Below are 21,290 nucleotides of genomic sequence, written 5' to 3' on the forward strand. Positions count from 1 at the left end.
AATGTATTCCCTGATTATGGCAGGCAAAAAAAAAGAGCTTGTTGATTTTTTTATCGATCTCTTAGAATCCACAGATTTTGAAAAAAGCAGATTTTCTCTCCCAAGAAAACCGATAGTGATTTTCTGCGGAGGTCAATCTGCCGCGAGTCGATCTGTAAAATTTGAAGAAGTCCCCAATATCTCATTTTCATCAATCCGAGAATGCCTTAAGGCGTTGCATTTGCAATATTACCCTAACTATCTTTTCTTTATGCCTGAAGATATAAAAGGATGGCAAAATGGCGCGGTATTCAACGATTTGCTAGAGTTCGAAATAGCATTTAGCCACCTATCATCCGTGATAACAATAATAACAGAAACGCCGGGGGCGCTTGCAGAGCTAGGGGTTTTTGCCTCAGACAAACTTAATAAGAACAAGCTATTGGTAATTTCAAATGACAGTTTTGCAGATGCTCCGTCGTTTATCAATAAAGGCATAAATGATTATATCAGAAAAAACAACAACGAAGCTGTAAAATTCTTCAACATTGACAGTTTCAGAATGAACGTAAACGGAGGAACAGCGCCTCTAAAATTAACACAGCAAACTGCCCAAGACATTTATGACGAGGTAGAGGAGTTTATTAAAGAAAAGGTAAAACAAAAAAGCTCAACTTTCTCGATTAAAAATAAGACGCATTTATTCGCATTATTAATTGACGCGTTTCAGATTTTCCGCGTAATCTCTAAAGACGAGCTCTTCGATTTAGCAGACTATGTAAATTTGCACTTCAAAGATGACGTGCTTAACCGTTCAGACATTAGACAATTCCTCATGCTGATGAGGGAGCTTGAATTTGTAAAATTTGTTAACGCAGGTAGTAAAAAACTTTTTTACATAGCCGACATGACCGCACTACCTAAATTAGCGTTCATATATAAGAAAAAGAAAACGTTTGATAGAAATAGAGAAATGCTAGACATAATGAAATTCTACGAGGCTGATGCCGAGTCTAATCGCATCAATAGGTCCAAATTAGATGCAATTAAAACTATATTTGGAACCCAATCAGATGAAGGATCATTCTGGTGAGAGATACACACCCAGACAGCAAGCTTAGGAGACTATTAAAGAGCCAATTTGCTCTATCGGACCTTCAGATTGCCCGAATAATTGCTCGAGCGCCATCGGCTTACAAAAGTTACAACATCAAGAAAAAGAATGGCGGTCATCGTAGGATCAGTCAGCCTGCCAGAGAAACTAAAGCCATTCAATACTGGCTTATAGAAAAGGTGTTCTCACATTTTGAAGAGCACCCCTGCGCCACGGCATACAAGCATCACAGTAGTATTAAAACGAACGCCATAGCACATTCAAAATCGAGTTATTTTTTAAAGCTAGACTTTGAAGACTTTTTCCCATCCATTACCAGCACAGATATTGTCAGATTTTTATCTGAGAGCAAAATAAAGCTAGGGAGCGATGATTTAAAAGATCTTGCAAGACTTGTGTGCATCAAAGGAAAAAATGGCCTAAATTTGAGCATTGGCGCACCCAGCTCACCAAAAATATCGAACATACTTCTTTACAACTTCGACTCAACAATTCACGAATGGTGTACGTCAAATGACGTGACCTATACTCGCTATGCGGACGACATAACCTTTTCTTCTTCAACTGTAGGAATGACTCCTATTATCGAGGAAAAATTACTAGAGGTTCTTAACGACCTCGAATACCCTAAGCTAAAGTTAAACCCGAAAAAAAGGCACTCTCTTTCAAAAAAAGACAGGGTCACCATCACTGGTATAAACATAACCAGTGAGAATAACTTGTCTACCGGAAGAGAGAGAAAAAGGCACATAAGAAGCAAAGTCTACCAACACTTGGAAAAAGGTTTAAAGGAATCGGAAAAGCTTAAGCTAAGAGGCCTGATATCTTTTGTCGAATTCATAGAGCCCGGCTTCAAGTTAAAGCTTAGGAAAAAGTACGGATCCAACTCCGACCTGGGGATTTAAAAAAGAAACCTCATGGCTTGGAGCACATGGTCATATATGTAGCATATCTCGTCCAACAACAACACCTACAACCACATCTTATTGATACAATCAATCTTTAATGTAAATAACCATTCCCTGGATTGACTACCATCTCGATAATTCGCAGTGCAGGCACGTAGCCCTCGCCCATCTCGCCATCGGGGAGGACGATGGAAGGCGTGCCTTGGACCCCAAATTGCTGCCCCAGCGCAAAGCCATCCTCCACGGCAGACCGGCAGCTCTCGACGGGCGTGACCTGTAGCGGATCGCCACGGAAGGCCCTCGTCATTGCCTCGGTCGGCGACTGGGAACACAGCACTTGGGCGAGATGGTTTGCCGCCAGTGAGTGAGTGCCGGCACGTGGGAACGGCACGTAGCGCACGGCAATACCGGCTTGTGTCAGCTGACCGATCTCCTGATGCAGCTTCTGGCAGTAGGGACAGGTCGTATCGGTGAAGACGGTGATGCGTCCGATCTCCTCGCCCTGGGCGGGATATTCCACCGTGCCTCCCTCTGGAATGGCATTCAGCTGGTCCAGCCGCTCCTGACGGTCGTGCTGCTCGGTGACGTTGATGAGTCCATCGGGGCCGTTGTCGTAAAGACTCCCTACGACCATATGACGCCCCTGGGCATCACTGTAGAAAGTGTCACCGTTTCGCAGCCGCACCTCGTAGATCGGTCCCTGCAGAGCGACCCGCCGGACGGATTCCGTCTTCACGGGCTGGCCGTTGATTGTCAGGTCTTGCAGCGCAGCGGGAGGTGTCGTGTCCGGCACATCAGGAACCGGAATACCGGTAGCTTGCGCCGATACGGGCATCATTAGCGTCAGACCGACAGCGCATAACAGGTTGAGAGTTTTCATCGCAGCGCCTCCAGGCAGTCATGGACGGCGTCTCCGCCGTAGGTATCGATGGTCCAGCAGTCACTCAGGGTGATCGCCGGCAGAGAGAGCGATTCGTGGATGTCGAGGTAACGACACCCGTCCCGCAGCGCCTCGCTGACGTGCGCACGCCGGCTCGGCGAAAACCCCTGACGCTTGAGGCGGGAGAACCGATTGCGCCCGATCTCGGGCGTGGCGTGTCCGTCCGTGGCGAACTCGCTCTGGCCCCACCAGTTGGCGACATCCATCGACCAGGTGCGGCCCTCCCCCTCGTCGAACGCAAGGTCGAGTCGATGTGTGATCTGGAAATGCCCGGGAGGAAGCGCCGAAACGTCCACGGTCCAGTGGAAGGTGACTTCACCGGCCTGCTGCCCATCCGGCAGCGTGGTGAAGTGTCCCAGGTGACAGTCATCGGATCCCCCCACGAAGTAGAGCCGGTTGGGATACGGCTGACGAAGGGTCCAGCCCGTCGCAGGAATGACGGGAGTGTCGAGCCAGCTCGCCGATACCGACAGGGTGATGTCCTCGAGCGCGACCCCATCGAAGGGATCGACCTGTAGGACCGGGAGTAGATGCAGCGTGCGCGCTCTCGCGTCAAGACTCATCGCGTTGTCGATCTGGAGTTGGGGCATGTAACCGATCCTTCTTCCGGGGTCGTGAGGTAAGGCGCCAGGCGTTCATGAATCTCGCGCGCATCGTAGCGGCCGCTGGCCGCGAAACGCAGAAGCGGCACCCCCGCCGAGGCAAAGGCCCGGTCCACGAAACGGTCGCGACGCTTGCGATCGCCACGGCGATGACTGCGATCGTCGAGTTCAATCGCGGCGAGGATGCGCCCACCGCGTGGCTCGCATAGCACGAGATCGACGTGCTTGGCGCTGATCAAACGGAAGTAACGCCACCAACGCTGATCGCGTCCGTGACGCTTGCGAAAGCGCACCTGGAGTACGTCGGCGATGCGGACCTTGCAGGCGATCAGCGACGTCGAACCCACGGCGCGCTGAACGGCCCCCAGGAATGCCTGCTCGGCGGGTGTGTTGAGGGAGGTTTGCACTACATAGGGGAGCGAGCGACCACGGCGGACGGACAGTTTCGTGAGAACCGCGCCGATGACGCCGAGTGCCAGTAGCCCCACTACGACCACGCCGACAAGACTCATCACTTCGTTGATGCAGCTTTGGCTCATACCGCGACGTCCTCGTCCCGCTGAGGCAGGCCACCGGACTCGAACGCGGCTTCGTCGATGAAGCCGCGTTTGGCATCCATCTCCTTGGCGATATGAATCGCGGCATCCAGCTCGGAGCAACGCTTCTCGATCATGATGCTGCGCCGCGCCTTCTTCTCGTCGCCTTCTGTCCCGGACAATGCGAGATACAAGCTCGGCTGCACGACCCGGAACAGCGACTCCACCGCCGAGGCGAGCACCACGCCCTCGGTGTACTTCTTGGAGATCTTCGAGGCCGACAGCAGCAGCTCCTCCTGCGCCGGCGACAGCGACTTGAAGCGCTTGATCTTCTGAACCTCATCGGGCGGCATCACCAGACAGATCCAGAACTCGATCATGTTGAGCAGTTTCTCGGCGGCGGCGGGAAAATCCTCCACGTTTTGAGTGGCGAACCACAGCCAGTACATGAGCTTGCGGCCCATCTTGCCGACCTTGACGAAGAACGGGCTCAGCAGCGGATTGACCGTCACGACGTGGCTCTCGTCGATGATCTGGACGATGTGGCGACCGTCGTACTGGGTGCGCTCGGCCAGATTGGTGATCATGTTGGTGATCGAGATGACCGACAGGGCCAGTTGCGCGCCGTAGCCCTCGCGGGCATAGGTTGCCAGGTCGACCAGCGTCACGTCGCACTCCGGCCAGGGCTCGCCGGTGGAGTTGAACACCTCGCCATCGAAACCATCGCAGAACAGCCCGATGTTCATGCCCATCTCGTTGGCACGGCGTTGGGTTTCCTCGTGGACGTCGGGATCGCGGGAGATCGCGAAGAACGCTTCTCGCACGTCTTCGGTCTTGCACGGCCGCCCCTCCTCGAAGGTCAGGCGCGCGGCGCGCATGATGGCATCGCGTACCATGCGCCGGTCGGCACGCCGAAAGCGGCGCTCTTCCTCCTCCTCGCCGCCGGTGACCATCAGCCGCGCGGTAATCTCCATCTCGCCGAGCAGATCGCGCTTGTCCTCGTCGAGGCTCTCCTCCTCGTCTTCGTCCTCGATCGGTGCCGGCAACGCGTCGTCGACGCTTTCTCCTCGGGCACGCGCCTCGGCGTCTTCGGCAGCGCGGCGGCGAGCGTGCTCGTCCTCGAGCAGTCGATGGGCTTCCAGGAACGGGGCCAGTGACACGCCGGATCCGGGCGACAGCTTGACCTTGTTGACGCTCAGGCCATTGCGCTCGAAGTAGTCGGCGAGCAGCCCGAAGCTGTTGCCGACCTCCAGAATGAACAGGCGCGGCCGGCGTACCGCCATGAGCTGGGCGCACATGGCGGTGAGTGACGCCGACTTACCCGCTCCGGTCGGCCCGCTAATGAACGCGTGGGCGTTTTTCTCGCGATCGGCCAGATGGAAGGGATCGAAGGAAAGGGTTTCACCGCCCCGGTTGAACATCGTCAGGCCCGGACGGCCGGTGCCCCGGGCACGCCCGAAAAACGGGCTCAGGTTAGCCAGATGCTGGACGTAGTTGTAGGCCGTATACCAGCGGTTGCGCGCGTCCTTGTCGGGATCGAACGCCATCGGCATCCAGCGCAGATAGGTATTGAGCGAAGCGATCTCGTCTTCCGGCTCCACGGGTTTCAGGCTCGACTGATACAGCTTGGTGCTCAGCGCTTGGCACTTCTGGCGCAGATCCGTTTCGTCTTCTCCACGCACGTAGAACACCAGCGACGACTGGTACAGGTAATGACGCTCGGCCATGAATTCCTTGGCCTTCTCGCAATCGCGGCGCACGCTGACCGCGAGCACGCTGTCGCCGTGGGCCTTGTCCTTGAGCCGGTTGATGTGGTCCTCGAGCGGTTCCTGGGGAGACGCGACGATGGTCAGCACCATGACCGTCCCCTCGGGAAGCACGTCCATCAACGCGTTGGAAACCTTGGATTTGCTCCCCTGGCGTTTGACCTCACCGGTGATATGCCCGATGTCGGGACGCCGGCGCAGCTCATCGACGACCAGGCAGCGGTGCGGCAGGCCATCGAAGTACCAGAGACCCTTGTCCGCGTCGGACTCAGGGGCCTTGAACAGCACGTCACCGCCCAGGTCGTAGTCATACGGCAGGTTATCGTCGCCGGGATACTCCACCAGGTCGTAGAACGCCTGCGGATCCTCGGGCGACATCGCCGGTCGCGGGTTGAGCCACACGACCATCCAACGATGGAAATCGCGTCCGTCGTAGCGGCGCAGCGTCAGGCCCACACCTTCCAGCGCCGAGGCCAGCCGGTCGTAGACCATGTTGGCCTCCTCCTCCGGCGTCAGCGGTTGCCCGCGCCCGGACTGGGCCTGCTTGTTGAGGCGACGATAGAGTACCAGCCGCGTGCGACGTGTCTGGCCCTTCCAATGGGTCTGTGTCACGACGTCGTCGTGGAAGACGCCGCCTTCTTGGGAGATCGACTTTAGATGGCGCTCGAACTGTCCCAGCCACTCCTGGGTGTAGGCCGTCTCCAACAGGCCGCTGGATGTCCGGGTCGACTCCGGGTCCGGACAGTCGATATAGGCTTTCAGGCGCTCCATGATGTCGCGGTAGTCGACCTCATCCTGGGCATATATCTGCGCCACCCAGGGCGAGTTGTCGTGCTGCGGGAGCGCGTCCTGGAACGCCCCCTCGATCAGGTCGCGCTTGGCGGTTAACCACTCCTCGGAGCGCCCTTCCGTCGCCAGCGGCACGATCTCTGCCACGATCCCCACCGAGCGGCAGTCATCCATCAGAAAGCTCTGCGACGCCGGCAGATACTCGATGAATGGCAAATAGTTGGCGAACGACGGCGCACGCTCGTAGAGCTTGTCGACATCGCGTTCTGTAATCGGCTTGCCGCGCGGCACCGATGTCGGGCGCCCGCCGCGTGGGGCATCTGAATCATTCCCTACCGCCTCGGAGTCGGACTGGCCGGCATTACCGAACCAGCGGTTCATGAGCGCATTGAATGACATCAGCGCGTCCTCCCTGCCGGTCGCGCGCCCTCCCCGGGCATGGCGTACTGCGGCTTGTTGTAGAGGGGGAACACCGTCGAGTAACCCGGGACCGGCACCGACTCGCCGCCGGCGAGATGGGGATAGACGAACATCACCAAATCGGGATTGGGCAAGCGCGAGAACTGGCTGTAGATCTCGTTAGCCGCGTCCCGCGTGTAACGCGTCTGTTCGGCTCGCATCTCGCCGTTTCCGATCGGGCGTCGAAGCACGCCACGTGCGTCATCTACCGCACGCTGACCCGGGCTACCGGTATGGTGGCTTTCGCCACCGACCGTGGAACCCTGCTCCCAGAGCTCCTGCATGGTCATGCCGTTGGTCGGCATCAGCTCGTCCTTGGAGGTCGCGCAGCCCGACAGCAGCGCGAGACTGATCAATCCCAGCATGGCGATTGCAACTCGCGCCGTCGCGCGGCGCTCAGTCGAGCCCGACTGTGGTTGCGGTTGACGTGTCATAGCGCACCTTCCTCCCTTCGGTCTCGTAATCGATCGGCAGCTGCTTGTCGATGTGGATGGCCACGTTCTGGCCCGGAGGCACGTAGACCGCCGCGAATGCTTCGCCGTAGAGCTTATTGACCCACTCGCTCATATCGTTGACGCCCTGGCTCAGGATCTGGCCCACGGCCTGGTTGCCGCTCATGGCTTGGGAGATCGAGCCATCACTGCCGAACGAAGTGATCGAGGTCGAGTCGTCGTCGGAGAGCATCGTTGCCGCGCCAGCGCCGGCGGCCGTCAGCAGCCCCTGTGTGCCGAGATACTGCTGAGCATTGCTGCGGCGCATGCCGCTGATGCAGGGAAGACCCGCCTGGTCGCTGATCCAGCCGATGGAGTCCCCGCCACCGATGGTCTGGTTCTGGTTGCGGTTATCGTTACCGCCACCGCCCTGGTTGACGTCTTCTGGCGATGGCACGGTACGGATCGTGCCGTCCTCGAACACGAAGGTGAGACTGGTGATGTTTCCGCGTACGCAGGAGAGCGTCCAGTCGCCGGTCGCCGTGCCACTGGCGACGGCGGCCCGCACTTCGGGCAGCTCGATGCCGTTGGCCGTCAGGTTGTCCTTACCGATCATCACCTTGAACGGATAGGGATCGTTGACCGTGCCATCGACCGGCACTCGTCCCAGTAGCGCCGTCATCGCCAGAGAACCCATCAGAGTCGAGTTCTCGGGGATGGTGTAGATCGGCTCGACCGTAGCCTCGTCCGGCTGTCCGGTAGCGCTCGCCTTGATCGCGCTATTGGCACGGGAGGCCGCGTCACCGACATCGCTCGCCGCCGCCTTGAAAGAGGTCGGGAACGCCGGCCCCTCGTCGCGGCGCGAGTTGGCACGCCCGGTATCCTGACGCTGATCCATCGGCTCGACCCACGCCAGATTGCCGCCCCCGCCATAGCTGCCGGTAGGGCCACCGCCGCCCTCGAGACCGAGCCCGATCGGCATGTCGTCATCACCGCTCTCCTCTCCGTCGCCGGTGAAGCCGTCCTTGAGGTTGCGGATCTGGCCCTGGAGGTTGTTGAGCAAGCTCTGATTCTGTCGCTGTTCTTGCGTGAACCCATGCTGCTGGTCGCGCAAGGCACTGCGGATGCGCCCATCCACGTTATCGTTACGCTCGGCCAGCTCCTGATTCTGTTCGCGCAGCTTGTCGTTGGCATCGAGGATCCGATTCATGTCCTCGCGCATCGCCCGCGTCTGACCCACCAGGGTGGCCACGGTGTCCTCCGGCGTGTCGCCCTCGATGCCCAGCGCCTTGAGTTCGTCCTGACTGAGCGTCAGCGAAGGATCCTTCTTGTCGAGCGAGCCCTGCTGTGCCTGCTGCTGATCCGAGTCCGAACTCGGCCACATCACGACGATGGCCAACGCCAGCGCCAGAAACAGCGGCACGAGTACCTTCAACAGGCCGTTGCCATGCAGCTTCATGAGTCACCTCCTACCCGGATGCCTTCCTCGAAGGACGCGGACACGCCGCCGTCTGCCAGATCGGAGAGCGGCAGGGCCTGCGCCAAAGGCTGCCCACGCGTCACGATGAACGCGGTCGTGGTATCCCTGACGCTGCCGCGCTGACCGAGCGTCGGGTGCATGAAGGTCGCGCTGTATAGATCGCCCTGCAGCCAGCGCGGATCGAGTTCGAAGGCGCGCGACGGGTCGCGATTCAAGAGTCGGACCGCCGTGACCACCCAGCCGTTGAACTTCCACGCGGCCATGGGCGTGGCCGTGACCGGCAGCGATGGCAGCAGCGACGGCATACGCTCGGGTAAGCGCATTGCCACGCGATTGATACCCTGGACGGGCTCGAGGGTTCGGGTCGGGGCGTACAGCGACTGTGCCGCGTAGCGGGTCAGCACGACCGGCACCGGCGTGTGAGCCTGCGTCGCCTCGCCGGCCTGCCGATCGGCCTTGCCGGACGACGAGGAGTCGGCAGAGGCGCTATCGCTGGCGTCGGCTGATCCGCCATCCGGGAAGACCACCTGGATCTCTTCGTCGCTGGCACCGCTCTCCTTGGCGGTCAGATCGAACAGGACAACCTCGTTGGTCTCGACGTCCTGAATGCGCACTCGCTGCGTATCGAACGGCTTGTTGGCTTTGAGATAGATCGCGCCAGCGGCACTCTGCACGCGCAGCGTATCGACACTGGCGATCTCACGCGGCAGCCCGACGCGGACATTACGATCGAGCACAATGACACGCTCGCTGCCCACGGGCAGATCGACGGGCAGTGGCTTGCGATCCCAGTGTAAGATCTCGACGGCCTGCGCCTGGGTCGCCACGAGAAGCGTCAACAGGACGATGCCGTGGCAAATGATCGATAGTGGGTTCATGGCTGGGCTACCTCGCTGGATGAATCGGCGTCGCTATCGTCGTCGGCATATCCCAGTCGCTGAGGCACGCCTGCGAAACAGCCTTCACTGGAACCAATCTGCAGCCCCCAGGGGTTGCTGTCGGGATCGTTGTCCACACGACTCACGTAGACGGGATAGCGGACATAGGCGTCCCTGACGGACGTGCCGGCATAGGACTCGCTGACGCCCATATCGAGGGTGGCGATCCAGTGATCGCGATCGATCACCCGCACCCCGCCGGATCCGTTGGGTGACGCATTCTGGAACCCGCGACCGGGGATCTCGTAGATGCCCCTGACGCGCCCCTTGAGTTCGCCCCGGGAACGGCGCTGCTCGTATTCGTTTTGGAGATAGTTCTTGCAGGCCGGTGTCAGGAAGGTGCTGTAGGCGCTGATGTTGCGCTTGTAGTCGGCCTCGCCGTTGGCCGGCCAGCGGTTGAGGGTCTGCCAAACGTAGACGGCGAAGGTGTAGATGTTCGGCTCGGGAACTTTCCACCACTCGCGCGTGCTGCCCGTGCGCAGATCGGGGGGCGTGTAGATCGTCAGCCGGTCCGGCGCGGTCTTCCAGCCCCAGAAAAGCCCGGCGCAGATCAAGACGAGAATGCCGATCGCGGCGCGCAGCGACGTAATGTGCGCGTCGCGCGCCGACAAGGCATGGCGCTTACGACTCATGATGGCCCCCCTGATGACGCTGGCGACGACGGGATTTCTTCACTACCGGACGTCGCACCGGATCGCGGCGAATTCGCCAGCGAATCGATTTCTGGATCAACTCACTACCCCCGGGTACCGGAATCCCGAACGTCTCGAGCTGCCATTGAATGCGGCGGTAGACCCAGGAGGTGGGACGGCCCCGTCGCAGGCGGCGCATGAAAGTGCCGCCGAACCACAGGAACAGGGCCGCGCCCAGGAACATGCAGGTCGGAACCATGGCCCCCATGCCCACGATCGCCCAGCCGACGATCCCGACGGGGATGAAGAACACCAGCCCCGACGCGGCACAGATCACCAGTTCCTTGCCGGTCATGCCGCGAAAAACCACGGGCGTGGCGTTCAGACGAGAGGGAATGAACTCGATGGTCATGGTCCGACGTCTCCCTCAGCCGCCCATGATCGGGTCGCCGTAGTTCGCCAGCCAGATGACGACCACGATCATGAGAACGCCGAAGCCGAGCACGGCCCCAAGCACACTCCACTCCCCGCGTTTCTTGGACTCGTTGAAGGCCCAGATGAGGCCGACGATGTAGACGAGGATGGCGAACGCCGCCAAGGCAATGAAGCCCAGGCTGAAGCCTTCCTGCCCCACCCCCTGGATGGTGCCGAAGAGATCGCCGTCGGCACCCTCGGTAATGCTCTCCTGCTGCGGTAGTGTAGCCATAGCCACCGAGGGCAAGGCTATGAGGACGGCAGCGGATGGCGCGAACGCGCCTCGGGCGTGGCGGAAGAGGTTCATGATGGATTTCATCGCTCGATTCTCCTTGGGTCACTTGCTGGGGTTGCTTGCCATCCGGCCACCATGGCGTGGGTGGCCGGCATTGCCCCGGATGGGGCGTTCTGCTGCGCCCGCTACCGCAGAAGCAGCCAGAAAAGAATCACCACGACCATCACGCCCCGGATGAAGCTCCAGGTCATGATCCACTCGCCGAAGCGGCCGCCCGTCCAGCCGCGCCAGGCGCTGATAGTCAGCCAGGTGAGCCATAGAATGGCGAGCGCGCAGCCGACGCTGGCGATCAGTAGGTAGACGGTATCGGGGCTTGCGCCCGCGCCGGCTTCGAAGGCGGTGTTGGTCGAAACAGCCATTACGGCCCCCGGTCCTCGAGGTAGTCGCCATCTAGCGCCTGGGGCTGGCGTGGCAGCAGACGGTCCGGCGCGAGATAGGCATCGATGCCGCTGGTGATGGCCTGCAAGTCATCGCGCAGACGCGGGATATCGAAGTAGATCCGCGTGGACTCGGGATCCGCGTTTTGCTGCCTCGCATTGATGCGATCGACCACGACCTTGATCTGCTCGATCTGGGTCTGGATGAGCGCCAGATCGCGGCGCTGAATCTCGTCGATGTCATCGGCCTGAACAGGGGTCGACAGGCCGCTGGCCAGCACGAGGCTCGTGAACAGAGAAGAGAGGGAAAAGCGTTGGCGCACCGTCATGGTTGAGTCCCGTCGTGAGTGATGACGACATGGCCTCATGGTCGAGGCAACTCACGCAGGGATCAGCCGGAAACGTTAAGCGAAACAGCGGGGTATTCTTGGCGGGTTTTTAAGAGCCCGGCCCCGCCTGAAAGGGACCGGGAGTCGAGCCACTGGAAAGCTGGCTCAGAGGTACTTTTTGAAGTTGATGTGGCGACCGCGATCATCAATCTAGGCGATGACGCATCCGATCGCTCTTTATGCCTCTATCGTAACGGCGTTTGCCAAGGGAATTTTTTGCGCAACGGCCGCATACAAATCCACCTCCGTCTGTGGCGTCTCAATCGATACAACTAGGCTGTAATGAGCTGGCAATCCATAACGCTTCAGCGCAGTTCGTGTTCTCCACCACCCGGCCGCAGGATAAACGGCGATGAACCCTCGACTAGCTAGTTCTGCAGCCGTGCCTTTCCAAACATCTTGATGCAATGAGCCACGGTGCCGCCGTCGTCCGCCCAGTAGCCAGTTCGGATCAGAAGAATTGACGTGATTATCATTGCCTTCATCTTCATGCTGCGCGGCGGCATTCAGTCGCGCAACGAATTGATCGGTCGACGCATCTAGCGGACGCTGGACATCAAAGCGTAGTCGATGCGAAGGGTAGTGATACTTTGAAGTAACACCTCGAGCCGAGGGATTGGGCTCAATGAAATACGAGAGGGTTACGCGCATTTCGACAGGTGTGTCCTGCAACGCCTCCAGCTCCGCCTTGGGCCACGGCAAGGAGTGTAAATTCATATCGCGTGTTACAACTTTACCTGGGACCTTCTTATACGGGTACACCACGTCTTCCACTACCAGGGTCAAGGAATCACTCGCGCTCCACAGCGCGCGATTCAGGTCCGGCGAGCCCCATCCACAATGGCGGATCAAATTAATGTAGTGATCCTTGTTCGGCGCCGCGGGCAAGAACATCTCTCGCATGCATTCGCTCCATCGCGCTGAATGCACTATCAACGCACGCACCGTTTCCGGTCGTAGATGCGGGTAGGCGGCCATGATTCGAGACGCCATACCCGCGCAAAGTGCCGACGCAGCGCTGGTGGCGTTGCTAGTCGTGAACAAACGATCAAGCGGTCGGTGATGGGTGGTCAAAAGACTCAGACTGGTCATCCATGACGCACCAAATTCATCCTTGGCCGCATTGCCTCCCTCCATCACCACATCGGGTTTTAACGGCCATGCGCGATCCCATGTCCCAGTCGTGGTGGTAAACGGACTGAGGCCGCCAGATTCCGCGATGGAATTCAACGAGGGATGCCCCTGTGTATCCGTCTTGTCGGTGCAAGCCCCCACGGTGATGGCGTTCCACGCCTGCCCAGGATCATGAACCAGATTAGTGGTAAGGCAGTCGGGATATTCAGCCCATGCACCAGGATCACGAGTATTGCCCGCGGAAAGTACGAAAAGGCGGGGATTCTCTCCCTCACCATCCGCATCGGCTGCAAGGCCATCGACAGCAGCCGACCACGAGGAAGGCCTCCCGCGGTCTCGGTAATCCGAAGCCGTGACGGCCGACGTAAATACTCGGGGAAGATTCGGGGCCGAAATTTCGGGGCGAGCAACCCCTTCCACGAAGAGATAAGCATGATGGCGTGCATCACCTTCATTGGCACCCTCCGCCGGTACCAACTTGACCGACTCCAGCCGGTGCGGAACCTTGATCGTCTCAACCGAAGATAATGCATCGGTGAGATCACTATAGGCCACCAGCCCAGCCAAGCTTGTACCATGACCAACCTCGTCCCCAACCCCCCACTCTGGCTCCACAGTGTGCAAATCGTCCGATTCTATCAAGGGTTCAAGCAATGGATGGACGCGTGTTACCCCTGTATCCAACAGACAGACACGAGGAGCATCGTCCGCTAATGTTATCTGAACGCGCGCCAGAAGATCTTTTGCCCATTGGCGCTGTTCTCGAACAACCATACCATCGAAAAATTCAGCGGTTTCCTTCGCGTAACGCAGCTCGGCCACGCAGTTCAGGGTCATGACCGAGCGCGCAAGTTGCTGCTGCGAGCCATACATCAACAACACCGTGCGCTCAGGAAAATCAACCTGCTTGTCGCTGACCACACACTCCGCCCGGCGAGCGAGTTTCTTGAAGTCCTTCACCACCGCGTCCCGCTGCCTAGCTCCCTGAACCGGGAGCCACACCTCCCACCAGAAGGCAGTAGAGAGATCAGCCGGTAGCAACTCGGGCGCATCGGTCCACAAACCTCTAATTTCTGCTCCCCTGATCGATTCAATGGCGTCGAGCAGTTTCCGATGGTCAAGAGCCTGTCCCCTGCTGCCCTTCTTCTCCGCCAAATAGTCTGCGACGTATTGTTCGAAGTGCGTAAGCGCTCCATCCGGGACGAACACGTTGGCATATGTCCGGTTGCTATCTTCGTGAACGCTTAGGAGTTCGATCTTCTTGGTCGCATTCGCCAAACTCTCGATCGCCAGAGCGACATGCGGCTGGCTGGTGAACTGGATCTGCAGGCCCAGCCCACTTTCGAGTTGCAACTCCTGCTGGACACGCACGGCATCCGCCGCCGCGGGCTTGAGCTCATCAAGCTGTTCCTGGAGGGACGCACCATGTTGCTTTCTGGGCTGGGCAGGAATGGGCTTCTGAGTGACGGGCGTAGACTTCGCCGTAAATCCAACCGCTCGAGATGTGTTTTGAAGAACTAAATGGGGGCGCTTAGCTTGAGGTTGATCCGGCATGGTTCGGCGCGGCCTTATTGTTCATTTTAATGCTGTATTTCCTGCGTTCATCTAAAGCTTGAGTTAACGCGGCTGATATCACACGGTCCTCGTCGTGCATCACTGCTTCCTTGATGGCCTCGTCCACAGCGCGCTTGATATCCGCGTAACTCAATCCTTCCGCTTTCGCCGTGAGCGACTTGAGCGGAAAAGGCTTCGGGGCAAACGTTCCAAGTCGCGCCTTCAGAAGCTTGGCGGCCTGAGGCTTTTCCGGTAACCGGTACTCGATTAAATCATCAAACCGTCGAAATAGTGCATAATCGAGGATCTCCACATGATTAGTAGCAGCAATGATGAGGCTGTGCGACTGGTCGTTCTCGATCATCTGAAGAAAGCTATTTAGCACTCGCCGGATCTCGCCCACGTCATTGGCAAGTCCTCGCTGCGAACCGATGGCATCGAATTCATCGAAGAAGTAGACGCCACGAACCTCTCTGACGGCATCAAATATTTGGCGCAGTTTGGCAGCCGTTTCCCCCATAAACTTGGTAATTAGTGCATCGAGCCGCACAGAGAATAAGGGAATCCCAAGCTCGCCTGCCAACACGGATGCCGTCATCGTTTTGCCAGTGCCGGGCGGCCCGACCAACAGCAATTTGCGTCGTGGCGAAAGACCATGCTCACGAATGCGCAGATGGTGCTTTTGCTCTTTCAGGATACGGCCAAGTTGCTCCGCCATTTCCTCATCAAGCACCATGTCCACCAGTCGATTCTTCGGATAGGCTACCGTTAGCAGATTCGCCAGCTCGCCCCGTGGTTGAGCCAGTGGCACTGCGTTGCCCAGAGTTTCAGTCTGGGAGATACGAGCCTTAGCTCCGTCGATCATATCTCGCAGTTCCTGTGCGAGCTTACCGTGGCCTACTTTGGCCTCGCGCGCGGCAACCTGCATGGCAACGGAGTAGAAGTGCCTATCATCCCGTTCGATATGGGATTTCACCAACGCCTTAAGTTGTTCGGCATTAGCCATTGAGGCCTCCCGCCTGCGCTGTTGTTTTAGCCGATGTTTCCAATGATGCCAACGCAAATTGCATCAGCTGGCTTGCGATATTCTCGTCGTCACCCAATTCTTTTTGATCAGCAGCTAGCAGGAACAGCAGGCCAACAGGTACATGCAACGCCTCAGCAATTTTGATGATTGTCGAGAGCGTTGGATCGCGCCTATTGTTCTCAAGCATAGACAAGTAGGACACAGAGCAATTCGCCCGGGACGCAATAACACTCTGTGATACACCCCGTTGTGTTCTGCACAATCGGATAGCTTGGCCTACGTTCATGGCAATTGATCAATTATTGACTTACGACAACCACTGGTTCATCACAATTTTACCACCAGTGAACGTTTCTACACCAGCTCATCCCGAATAAGGTCTCGGCATCGCGTGGTAGAGAGGGCCTTACACTAGAAGACCTATGCGAGCAAGGCGGCTACAGCGAGGTCCAGGAATTGCCTAATAGGAAAAAAGATCTTGCCGAGTTCGAAACAAGGCTGGTCCGTAAGCACTGCCTCAGAGATACTTCTTGAAGCTCGATGTCGCGATGGCGATCATCAACCCGAACAGCATCGCGCACGGCAGCAAAAACAAATTCGGGTGGATCGAGAACGGCAATGACAGGTAGATCAGCCAGCCGGCCAAGAAAATCGGTGTCACCATCCGCTTGGCGTGATGGTAGATGAACGCCGACTCGCGCCCCGCGCCAAAGCGGCGCAGATCCCGGCTCACCAGCCCGTCGATGAAGCCTACCAGGGCGGCCAGTATGAACAGCGGTGAGGTCAGGATCAGGAGGACGCAACGCGTCAGTGTCATCAGGGTGACGTACATACCCGCCTGCAGATAGGTCTTGATCACGTCGATCCAGCCTTCCGAATCGCTACCCGACTCGGCCCAGGCGGCAATCCCCGACTTCACGAACAACCACTGATAGCAGGTGTCCACGATCCGATTGGCAAACTCCATGGGTGCCGAGACCAATAGCGAGCGAGTGAACTGGCTGTCCAGATAGCCCATCTCGGAAAGCATGGTCTGATAGGCGTGGTCCGATCCCGTCTGACTGAACCAGCCGAAGTAGATTCCCACCCACTCGATCACGATCGAGCAGAAGATCGAGACCACGACGATGGCAATAAGCGTGAACGGAAACTTCAGCAGCGTGCCGATGAGGCCACTGCGTTTTTTCTCGGCGCGCTGCGCTGGCGCGTCATCCCTCGCCATCGTTCACCTCCCCGGCCTCGCCATGAGACATGCTGCCACCACCGTGGCGATCGGATGCATCCTGACGGCTCGCCGGCACGCTGAAATCCACGTGGATCGGCGGCGGCATGACCCCTTCCCACCACTGATCGCCCGTCGCGTACTTCGCTCGCATTCGCGCGGCAATGTCCGCCACGTCCTTCGGCACGTCCTCGGTCTTGTCCGGCAACGGCAGCGGCATGCGGATCTTCCACAGCTGCCCGCCTTCAAGCAGCGCGAACGCTTGGCCCTTGGGCAGGTTGATCACGTCGTTGGAGGTCAGCATTTCCACCGACTCGGTACCAATACGATCGCCGGCTGAGGAGCTGAAGTCCTGATCGGAATTGACGTCAGCGTTATCGCTGGCCATCGAGACCATCAGCCGGGTCGCCACGTTGACCTTGGCGAGCTGATCGGTGAGCAGCCGCGCGGTGCGCTCCTCGCGTACGCGCAGCATGATCAGGTTATTGAAGTTGCCCACCACCTGACCCGCCTTGGCCGGGGAGCCGATACGCGCCTCGATGTCCGACAGCGTCTGGGTGTAGGCCGTTACTTGGATGCCGGCACCGCCGCCCTTGTTGATCAGTGGGATGAACTCGTCGCCCATCAGTTCGTTGAACTCATCACAATGCAGGTTGATGGGCTGTTTATGGCTCCCGCCCTGCCCCGGCAACCCATCCTCGGAGCCAAACTTGTAGATGTGACCGGCCACCGACACGATGTCAGCGAACATGCTATTGCCAACGGCCTGCGCGACTTCGAAGTCGGAGAGCGCGTCGAGCCCGACGTAGACCACCCCCTTCTTGCGAATGATCTGCTGCCAGTCGATGATCGGGCGCTCGTCCTCAATGTCGTTGTAGTCCGGTGACAGCAGCTCCGCGATCTTGCCGCTTGTTAGCTTCTCGAGCAGCGGCAACAGCGAGGCCACAATCTTGTCAAAGTAGGTCTTGTCGTAACGTACCGCCGACAGCAGACCATCCAGGACAGGATCGGTCAGTGTCTCGATGACTTCGGGCTGTTGCAGGTATTGGACGATCGCCACAACCCGCTTGTGACGCCCCACCATATTGCGCGGCATATTGCGGTCATTGAGCTTGCCCTCGATCTCCGTGATCTGTTGGTTCGAGCCTGGCATCTGCTGTTCCAGCGTCTCCTGGACGTACTGCATCAGCAGCGCATCGATGTTCACCACGTCGGCCAGGATCTGACCGTAGCTTGGCCGCTCGCCCAGGGCGTGGCGCGCCCGAGCGACGATGTTGACGAAGCGCCAGGCGAACTGCCGAAACGCAGCAGAGTTGCCTTCGCCGGAGAGTTGGCCTGTCACGCGTGTCGATACCTCGGAGAGCCGCGAGAAACGCCCCACAGCGTTGTAGCGGCATGACACGTCCGGCCAACCCAAATGAAATATATAGAATTCGTCGCCGCGACCAGCCTTCTGCGCCTCGGCATACATGCGCATCATCAGGTCCGCGTCGCCCTTGGGGTCGAAGCAGATGGTGATGTCACCACGGCGAATGTCCTGGGTGATCAAGATCTCGGCCAGCCGCGTCTTGCCCACGCGTGTCGTCCCCTCGACCAGCGTATGGCCCACGCGCTCGCCCAGCGGCATCCAGACATCGTGCTCTTTCCACTCGACGGCGTGCAGCGCGGGCCGCCCGCCCACCGGCGGCAGCGGCCGCACCGGGTTCAGGAACGAGTCCCACCGCAGCAATGCCGCGATATGCTGACCGACAGCGCCACCTTCCATCGACTGTTCCAGCCGGCGCGCTCGCTGATACCAGGGGCTCGGCAAGACGTAGCTCTTGGCCCCGGGCTGCGCCGCTTCATGCAGGCGCTGGGTGTGCTGGGCGTCCCATTTGAAACCCTTACCCAGCCAGAGGCTACGGCGGCTCAACGGCACCTTGCGCGCCGGCAGCGCGAAGCGCGGCAGACGCCGCATGTTGCGGCGATAGCGCAGCACGGTCCATGCCTGACGAAAGCGCCAGGCCCCGAACGCCGCAAAACCGCCCGCCGTGGTAATGCCCACACTTGGCGCCAGTGCCAGCGACCAGGGCGCCCAGATACACAAGACCGCGCACCCGGCGCAGATCCAGACGGTGTAAAGCTCGACCGCGGGCCGCAGGAGAGATTCGAGGGGATGGTTACTGCTCATTGCTCGATACCTCGCTGACTGATCAGCGTAGGGTAGTGACGAAGTCCCAGCCGCTCGGCCAGCCCATCGCCGGACACTGCCCGCAGTTCGAGCCCCTGGGCGGCGTTGCGAAGCGCCTGCAAAGCCTGCTCGTCCCGGACCTGCACGACCAACCCCACCGCGTTCATCTTGCGCAGGATGTCGCCCCGCTGGGCGAGCCACTGCCGGGACAGATCGTCATCGCCAATCAAAAAGATCGGCGTAAATCCGCCGGGCAGATCCAGCTGACGCGGCGCCACGGTGCCGGGGGTCAGCTGCTCGCTCTCAAGCGGCAGCATGTCTTGCTCGCCATAGGGGCGGGACGGACGTGGTGTTCCGCCTAACTGGGTCGCATAGCCCTCTTCCTCGTCGACCCCCGCGCCCTTGATGGCCACGTAATAGGGTCGCGCGGATTCACCACCGTGGTCGGCAACCACCATCAGTTGAGGCAGCCCCGGCGGTCGCTCGACGGGGGCTTGTGCCATTGCTGCTATCGACATGATCGTCACTGCGCATCCCGTTAGCAGGCTGAGGCAGAGTGATTTTTTAATTGAGGTCTCCTATCGAATCGCGACTTCAGCCATCCAGGGCCGCTGCTCGGGCGTCACCCAGGTGACGTCGGATTCTGGTGTCCGTGGGCTCGGCGTAACCCACGTCAACGCCTCATCCGTCGCGGCTGCGGTGGTGCTCACGACCGACGATACGGCAGGTCGATGAGCACGCTTCAGGGCGGGTGTCTGGCGCGCAGCCATCAGTGCCGGCGACGCCGCTTCGAGAGACGGAAACGCGCCGAGTCGGGCTAGCTCCTCGCTGACCACGGCCCGATATCGCTCGGCAGGACGACCGCCTGCCGGACGGTGATAGCGCCCCGCCGAGATCAACCAGTCGCCGGCCTCGTCGAAATGGTGACGAATCAGCGACGCCGCTTCATCGAGATTGGCGTAAGGGTTAAGGCCGTCGCAGGGATCCGCGAAACGCTGTCCAGCGCCGAACAGCTGCGGCTGCCAGCGCACGTTCAGCTGCGCGATCCCGACGTCGACGATCTTCGTTGTCTCGAGCGCATCGGTGAGCGCTTGGCAAGCCGAGCCTCGATCGCCGAAACGCATCGACTTGCCAGCGACGTTCAACGTCCAGGGCCAGGGACGACGTCCGGCATCGAGGCTGACCACCGACTCGGCGCTGGCCACCGCGTACAGCACCGCCGGCGGCACGCCATGGTCCTCGGCGGCGACCACGTAAGCGGACGGAATGTCGGGTTGCCCGGCGTGCGCGATCCCGACGACCAGCACCGCGACCAGCCCAGTTGTCGCTGCTTTCAACCCCCGAGGGATCATGGGTCAACCCCTCGGCGCAACGCGCGGCAGATCGCTGCCGTCGACGTTCAGCGAGCCGCCATGGTTGAGCGTGATCGTGCCGGCGCGAACCTTCGCCGGCGGGATTCCCACCTCGGCCGCCCAGCTGCGGATGCGGTCATCGTTGCCGTTGGAATCCACGACCCAGATGTCCATGGCCGCGCCGGTGCTCAGTAGCCGCTTCATGGTGGCCTCGCACTGGCTGCAGCCCTCGGTAGCCACCACCACATTCAGGCGCTGGCTGGACGTTGACGGGTTACTGCCGAATACCGATTGCGGCGCGTCCTCGCCCCCTTTCGTGGTGAACGAGTTGACCGGCATGTCGTTGGGATAGAGCCGCTGCCAGGCGTCGTCGTAGGCGCGCTGGAACGCGAGTTCCGCTTCGACGCGGGCACGCTCGGTCTCGACCAGCTTCTCGGCATACTTCTGACGCTCGGCCTGACTGCGTGCCTCCAACCCCAACGCGGTCAGCGGATCCAGATCGGGAGACCAGGTGCCACGCGGTCCCTCCATGATCGACTCATAGCGTCGATACTCCTGCTGGTTCAGCCCCCAGGTCTCGGCAGCCCGCTGGCTGCTCTGTTCCAGGCGTGTCTGATCGATGCGGGTCGGTTCTCTCTCCTGCCCCTGCTGAGCCCACACGGGCAAAGCCGCGAACAACAGCAGCGCGATGCCCAAGCGTCGGTCACGAATCATCGTCATGG

At 59.4% G+C, this 21,290-nt stretch carries 22 protein-coding genes; 2 read left to right on the plus strand and 20 right to left on the minus strand.

Annotated elements, in window-relative coordinates:
- Window position 1: 1 nt before the first annotated feature.
- Both AAGT95_RS03570 and AAGT95_RS03575 read left to right on the plus strand, forming a co-directional pair.
- Window positions 2-1,072 carry a retron St85 family effector protein gene (locus AAGT95_RS03570; protein ID WP_342595574.1) on the plus strand — a complete coding sequence of 357 codons (1,071 nt, stop codon included), beginning with the start codon at window positions 2-4 and terminating at the stop codon, window positions 1,070-1,072.
- A complete protein-coding gene (locus AAGT95_RS03575) occupies window positions 1,069-1,998 on the plus strand; it encodes a retron St85 family RNA-directed DNA polymerase (protein WP_342595575.1) in 930 nt (309 codons plus the stop codon). The genes AAGT95_RS03570 and AAGT95_RS03575 overlap by 4 nt, the downstream gene beginning before the upstream one ends.
- A gap of 97 nt (window positions 1,999-2,095) precedes the next feature.
- On the opposite strand, the gene AAGT95_RS03580 is transcribed toward AAGT95_RS03575, so the two are convergent.
- The 20 genes from AAGT95_RS03580 to AAGT95_RS03675 form a co-directional block, all read right to left on the minus strand.
- Window positions 2,096-2,881, minus strand: a complete 786-nt coding sequence (locus AAGT95_RS03580) for a DsbC family protein (RefSeq protein WP_342595576.1) — start codon at window positions 2,879-2,881, stop codon at window positions 2,096-2,098.
- Window positions 2,878-3,531 (minus strand): hypothetical protein, encoded by a 654-nt coding sequence (locus AAGT95_RS03585; protein ID WP_342595577.1) that lies wholly within the window; start codon window positions 3,529-3,531, stop codon window positions 2,878-2,880. Before AAGT95_RS03585 ends, AAGT95_RS03580 begins: the two co-directional genes overlap by 4 nt.
- Window positions 3,501-4,082 (minus strand): DUF2726 domain-containing protein, encoded by a 582-nt coding sequence (locus AAGT95_RS03590; protein WP_342595578.1) that lies wholly within the window; start codon window positions 4,080-4,082, stop codon window positions 3,501-3,503. The genes AAGT95_RS03585 and AAGT95_RS03590 overlap by 31 nt, the downstream gene beginning before the upstream one ends.
- Window positions 4,079-7,033, minus strand: a complete 2,955-nt coding sequence (locus AAGT95_RS03595) for a conjugative transfer ATPase (protein ID WP_342595579.1) — start codon at window positions 7,031-7,033, stop codon at window positions 4,079-4,081. Before AAGT95_RS03595 ends, AAGT95_RS03590 begins: the two co-directional genes overlap by 4 nt.
- Window positions 7,033-7,458 (minus strand): TIGR03751 family conjugal transfer lipoprotein, encoded by a 426-nt coding sequence (locus AAGT95_RS03600; RefSeq protein WP_342595580.1) that lies wholly within the window; start codon window positions 7,456-7,458, stop codon window positions 7,033-7,035. Before AAGT95_RS03600 ends, AAGT95_RS03595 begins: the two co-directional genes overlap by 1 nt.
- Before the next feature lie 31 nt (window positions 7,459-7,489).
- Entirely contained in the window at window positions 7,490-8,983 is a 1,494-nt protein-coding gene (locus tag AAGT95_RS03605) for a TIGR03752 family integrating conjugative element protein (protein ID WP_425356046.1), read from the minus strand.
- The gene (locus AAGT95_RS03610) at window positions 8,980-9,882 is read right to left on the minus strand and encodes a TIGR03749 family integrating conjugative element protein (RefSeq protein ID WP_342595581.1); all 903 of its coding nucleotides are present in this window, start codon (window positions 9,880-9,882) and stop codon (window positions 8,980-8,982) included. Before AAGT95_RS03610 ends, AAGT95_RS03605 begins: the two co-directional genes overlap by 4 nt.
- The gene (locus tag AAGT95_RS03615) at window positions 9,879-10,574 is read right to left on the minus strand and encodes a PFL_4703 family integrating conjugative element protein (RefSeq protein WP_342595582.1); all 696 of its coding nucleotides are present in this window, start codon (window positions 10,572-10,574) and stop codon (window positions 9,879-9,881) included. The genes AAGT95_RS03610 and AAGT95_RS03615 overlap by 4 nt, the downstream gene beginning before the upstream one ends.
- On the minus strand, window positions 10,564-10,986 hold the full coding sequence (locus AAGT95_RS03620; RefSeq protein WP_342595583.1) for a TIGR03750 family conjugal transfer protein: 423 nt from the start codon (window positions 10,984-10,986) through the stop codon (window positions 10,564-10,566). Before AAGT95_RS03620 ends, AAGT95_RS03615 begins: the two co-directional genes overlap by 11 nt.
- A gap of 15 nt (window positions 10,987-11,001) precedes the next feature.
- Window positions 11,002-11,367 (minus strand): DUF2976 domain-containing protein, encoded by a 366-nt coding sequence (locus AAGT95_RS03625; protein ID WP_342595584.1) that lies wholly within the window; start codon window positions 11,365-11,367, stop codon window positions 11,002-11,004.
- Between the two features lie 101 nt (window positions 11,368-11,468).
- A complete protein-coding gene (locus AAGT95_RS03630; protein ID WP_342595585.1) occupies window positions 11,469-11,702 on the minus strand; it encodes a TIGR03758 family integrating conjugative element protein in 234 nt (77 codons plus the stop codon).
- Window positions 11,702-12,049 carry an RAQPRD family integrative conjugative element protein gene (locus tag AAGT95_RS03635; protein ID WP_342595586.1) on the minus strand — a complete coding sequence of 116 codons (348 nt, stop codon included), beginning with the start codon at window positions 12,047-12,049 and terminating at the stop codon, window positions 11,702-11,704. Before AAGT95_RS03635 ends, AAGT95_RS03630 begins: the two co-directional genes overlap by 1 nt.
- A 237-nt stretch (window positions 12,050-12,286) precedes the next feature.
- Entirely contained in the window at window positions 12,287-14,797 is a 2,511-nt protein-coding gene (locus AAGT95_RS03640; protein ID WP_342595587.1) for a S8 family peptidase, read from the minus strand.
- Window positions 14,775-15,803, minus strand: a complete 1,029-nt coding sequence (locus tag AAGT95_RS03645) for an ATP-binding protein (RefSeq protein WP_342595588.1) — start codon at window positions 15,801-15,803, stop codon at window positions 14,775-14,777. The genes AAGT95_RS03640 and AAGT95_RS03645 overlap by 23 nt, the downstream gene beginning before the upstream one ends.
- Complete coding sequence (locus AAGT95_RS03650) at window positions 15,796-16,110, minus strand: helix-turn-helix transcriptional regulator (RefSeq protein ID WP_342595589.1); 315 nt, start codon at window positions 16,108-16,110, stop codon at window positions 15,796-15,798. Before AAGT95_RS03650 ends, AAGT95_RS03645 begins: the two co-directional genes overlap by 8 nt.
- A 231-nt stretch (window positions 16,111-16,341) precedes the next feature.
- Window positions 16,342-17,046 (minus strand): TIGR03747 family integrating conjugative element membrane protein, encoded by a 705-nt coding sequence (locus tag AAGT95_RS03655; protein WP_342595590.1) that lies wholly within the window; start codon window positions 17,044-17,046, stop codon window positions 16,342-16,344.
- Window positions 17,033-19,216: a type IV conjugative transfer system coupling protein TraD gene (gene traD / locus AAGT95_RS03660; RefSeq protein ID WP_342595591.1), complete on the minus strand. Its 2,184-nt coding sequence runs from the start codon at window positions 19,214-19,216 to the stop codon at window positions 17,033-17,035. The genes AAGT95_RS03655 and traD overlap by 14 nt, the downstream gene beginning before the upstream one ends.
- Window positions 19,213-19,719 carry an integrating conjugative element protein gene (locus tag AAGT95_RS03665; RefSeq protein ID WP_342595592.1) on the minus strand — a complete coding sequence of 169 codons (507 nt, stop codon included), beginning with the start codon at window positions 19,717-19,719 and terminating at the stop codon, window positions 19,213-19,215. The genes traD and AAGT95_RS03665 overlap by 4 nt, the downstream gene beginning before the upstream one ends.
- Window positions 19,720-19,794: 75 nt before the next feature.
- On the minus strand, window positions 19,795-20,553 hold the full coding sequence (locus AAGT95_RS03670; RefSeq protein WP_342595593.1) for a hypothetical protein: 759 nt from the start codon (window positions 20,551-20,553) through the stop codon (window positions 19,795-19,797).
- A gap of 18 nt (window positions 20,554-20,571) precedes the next feature.
- Window positions 20,572-21,288 carry a TIGR03759 family integrating conjugative element protein gene (locus AAGT95_RS03675; RefSeq protein ID WP_342595594.1) on the minus strand — a complete coding sequence of 239 codons (717 nt, stop codon included), beginning with the start codon at window positions 21,286-21,288 and terminating at the stop codon, window positions 20,572-20,574.
- Between the last annotated feature and the right edge of the window lie 2 nt (window positions 21,289-21,290).

It is taken from the genome of Salinicola lusitanus (assembly GCF_038648475.1).
Taxonomy (GTDB): domain Bacteria; phylum Pseudomonadota; class Gammaproteobacteria; order Pseudomonadales; family Halomonadaceae; genus Salinicola; species Salinicola lusitanus.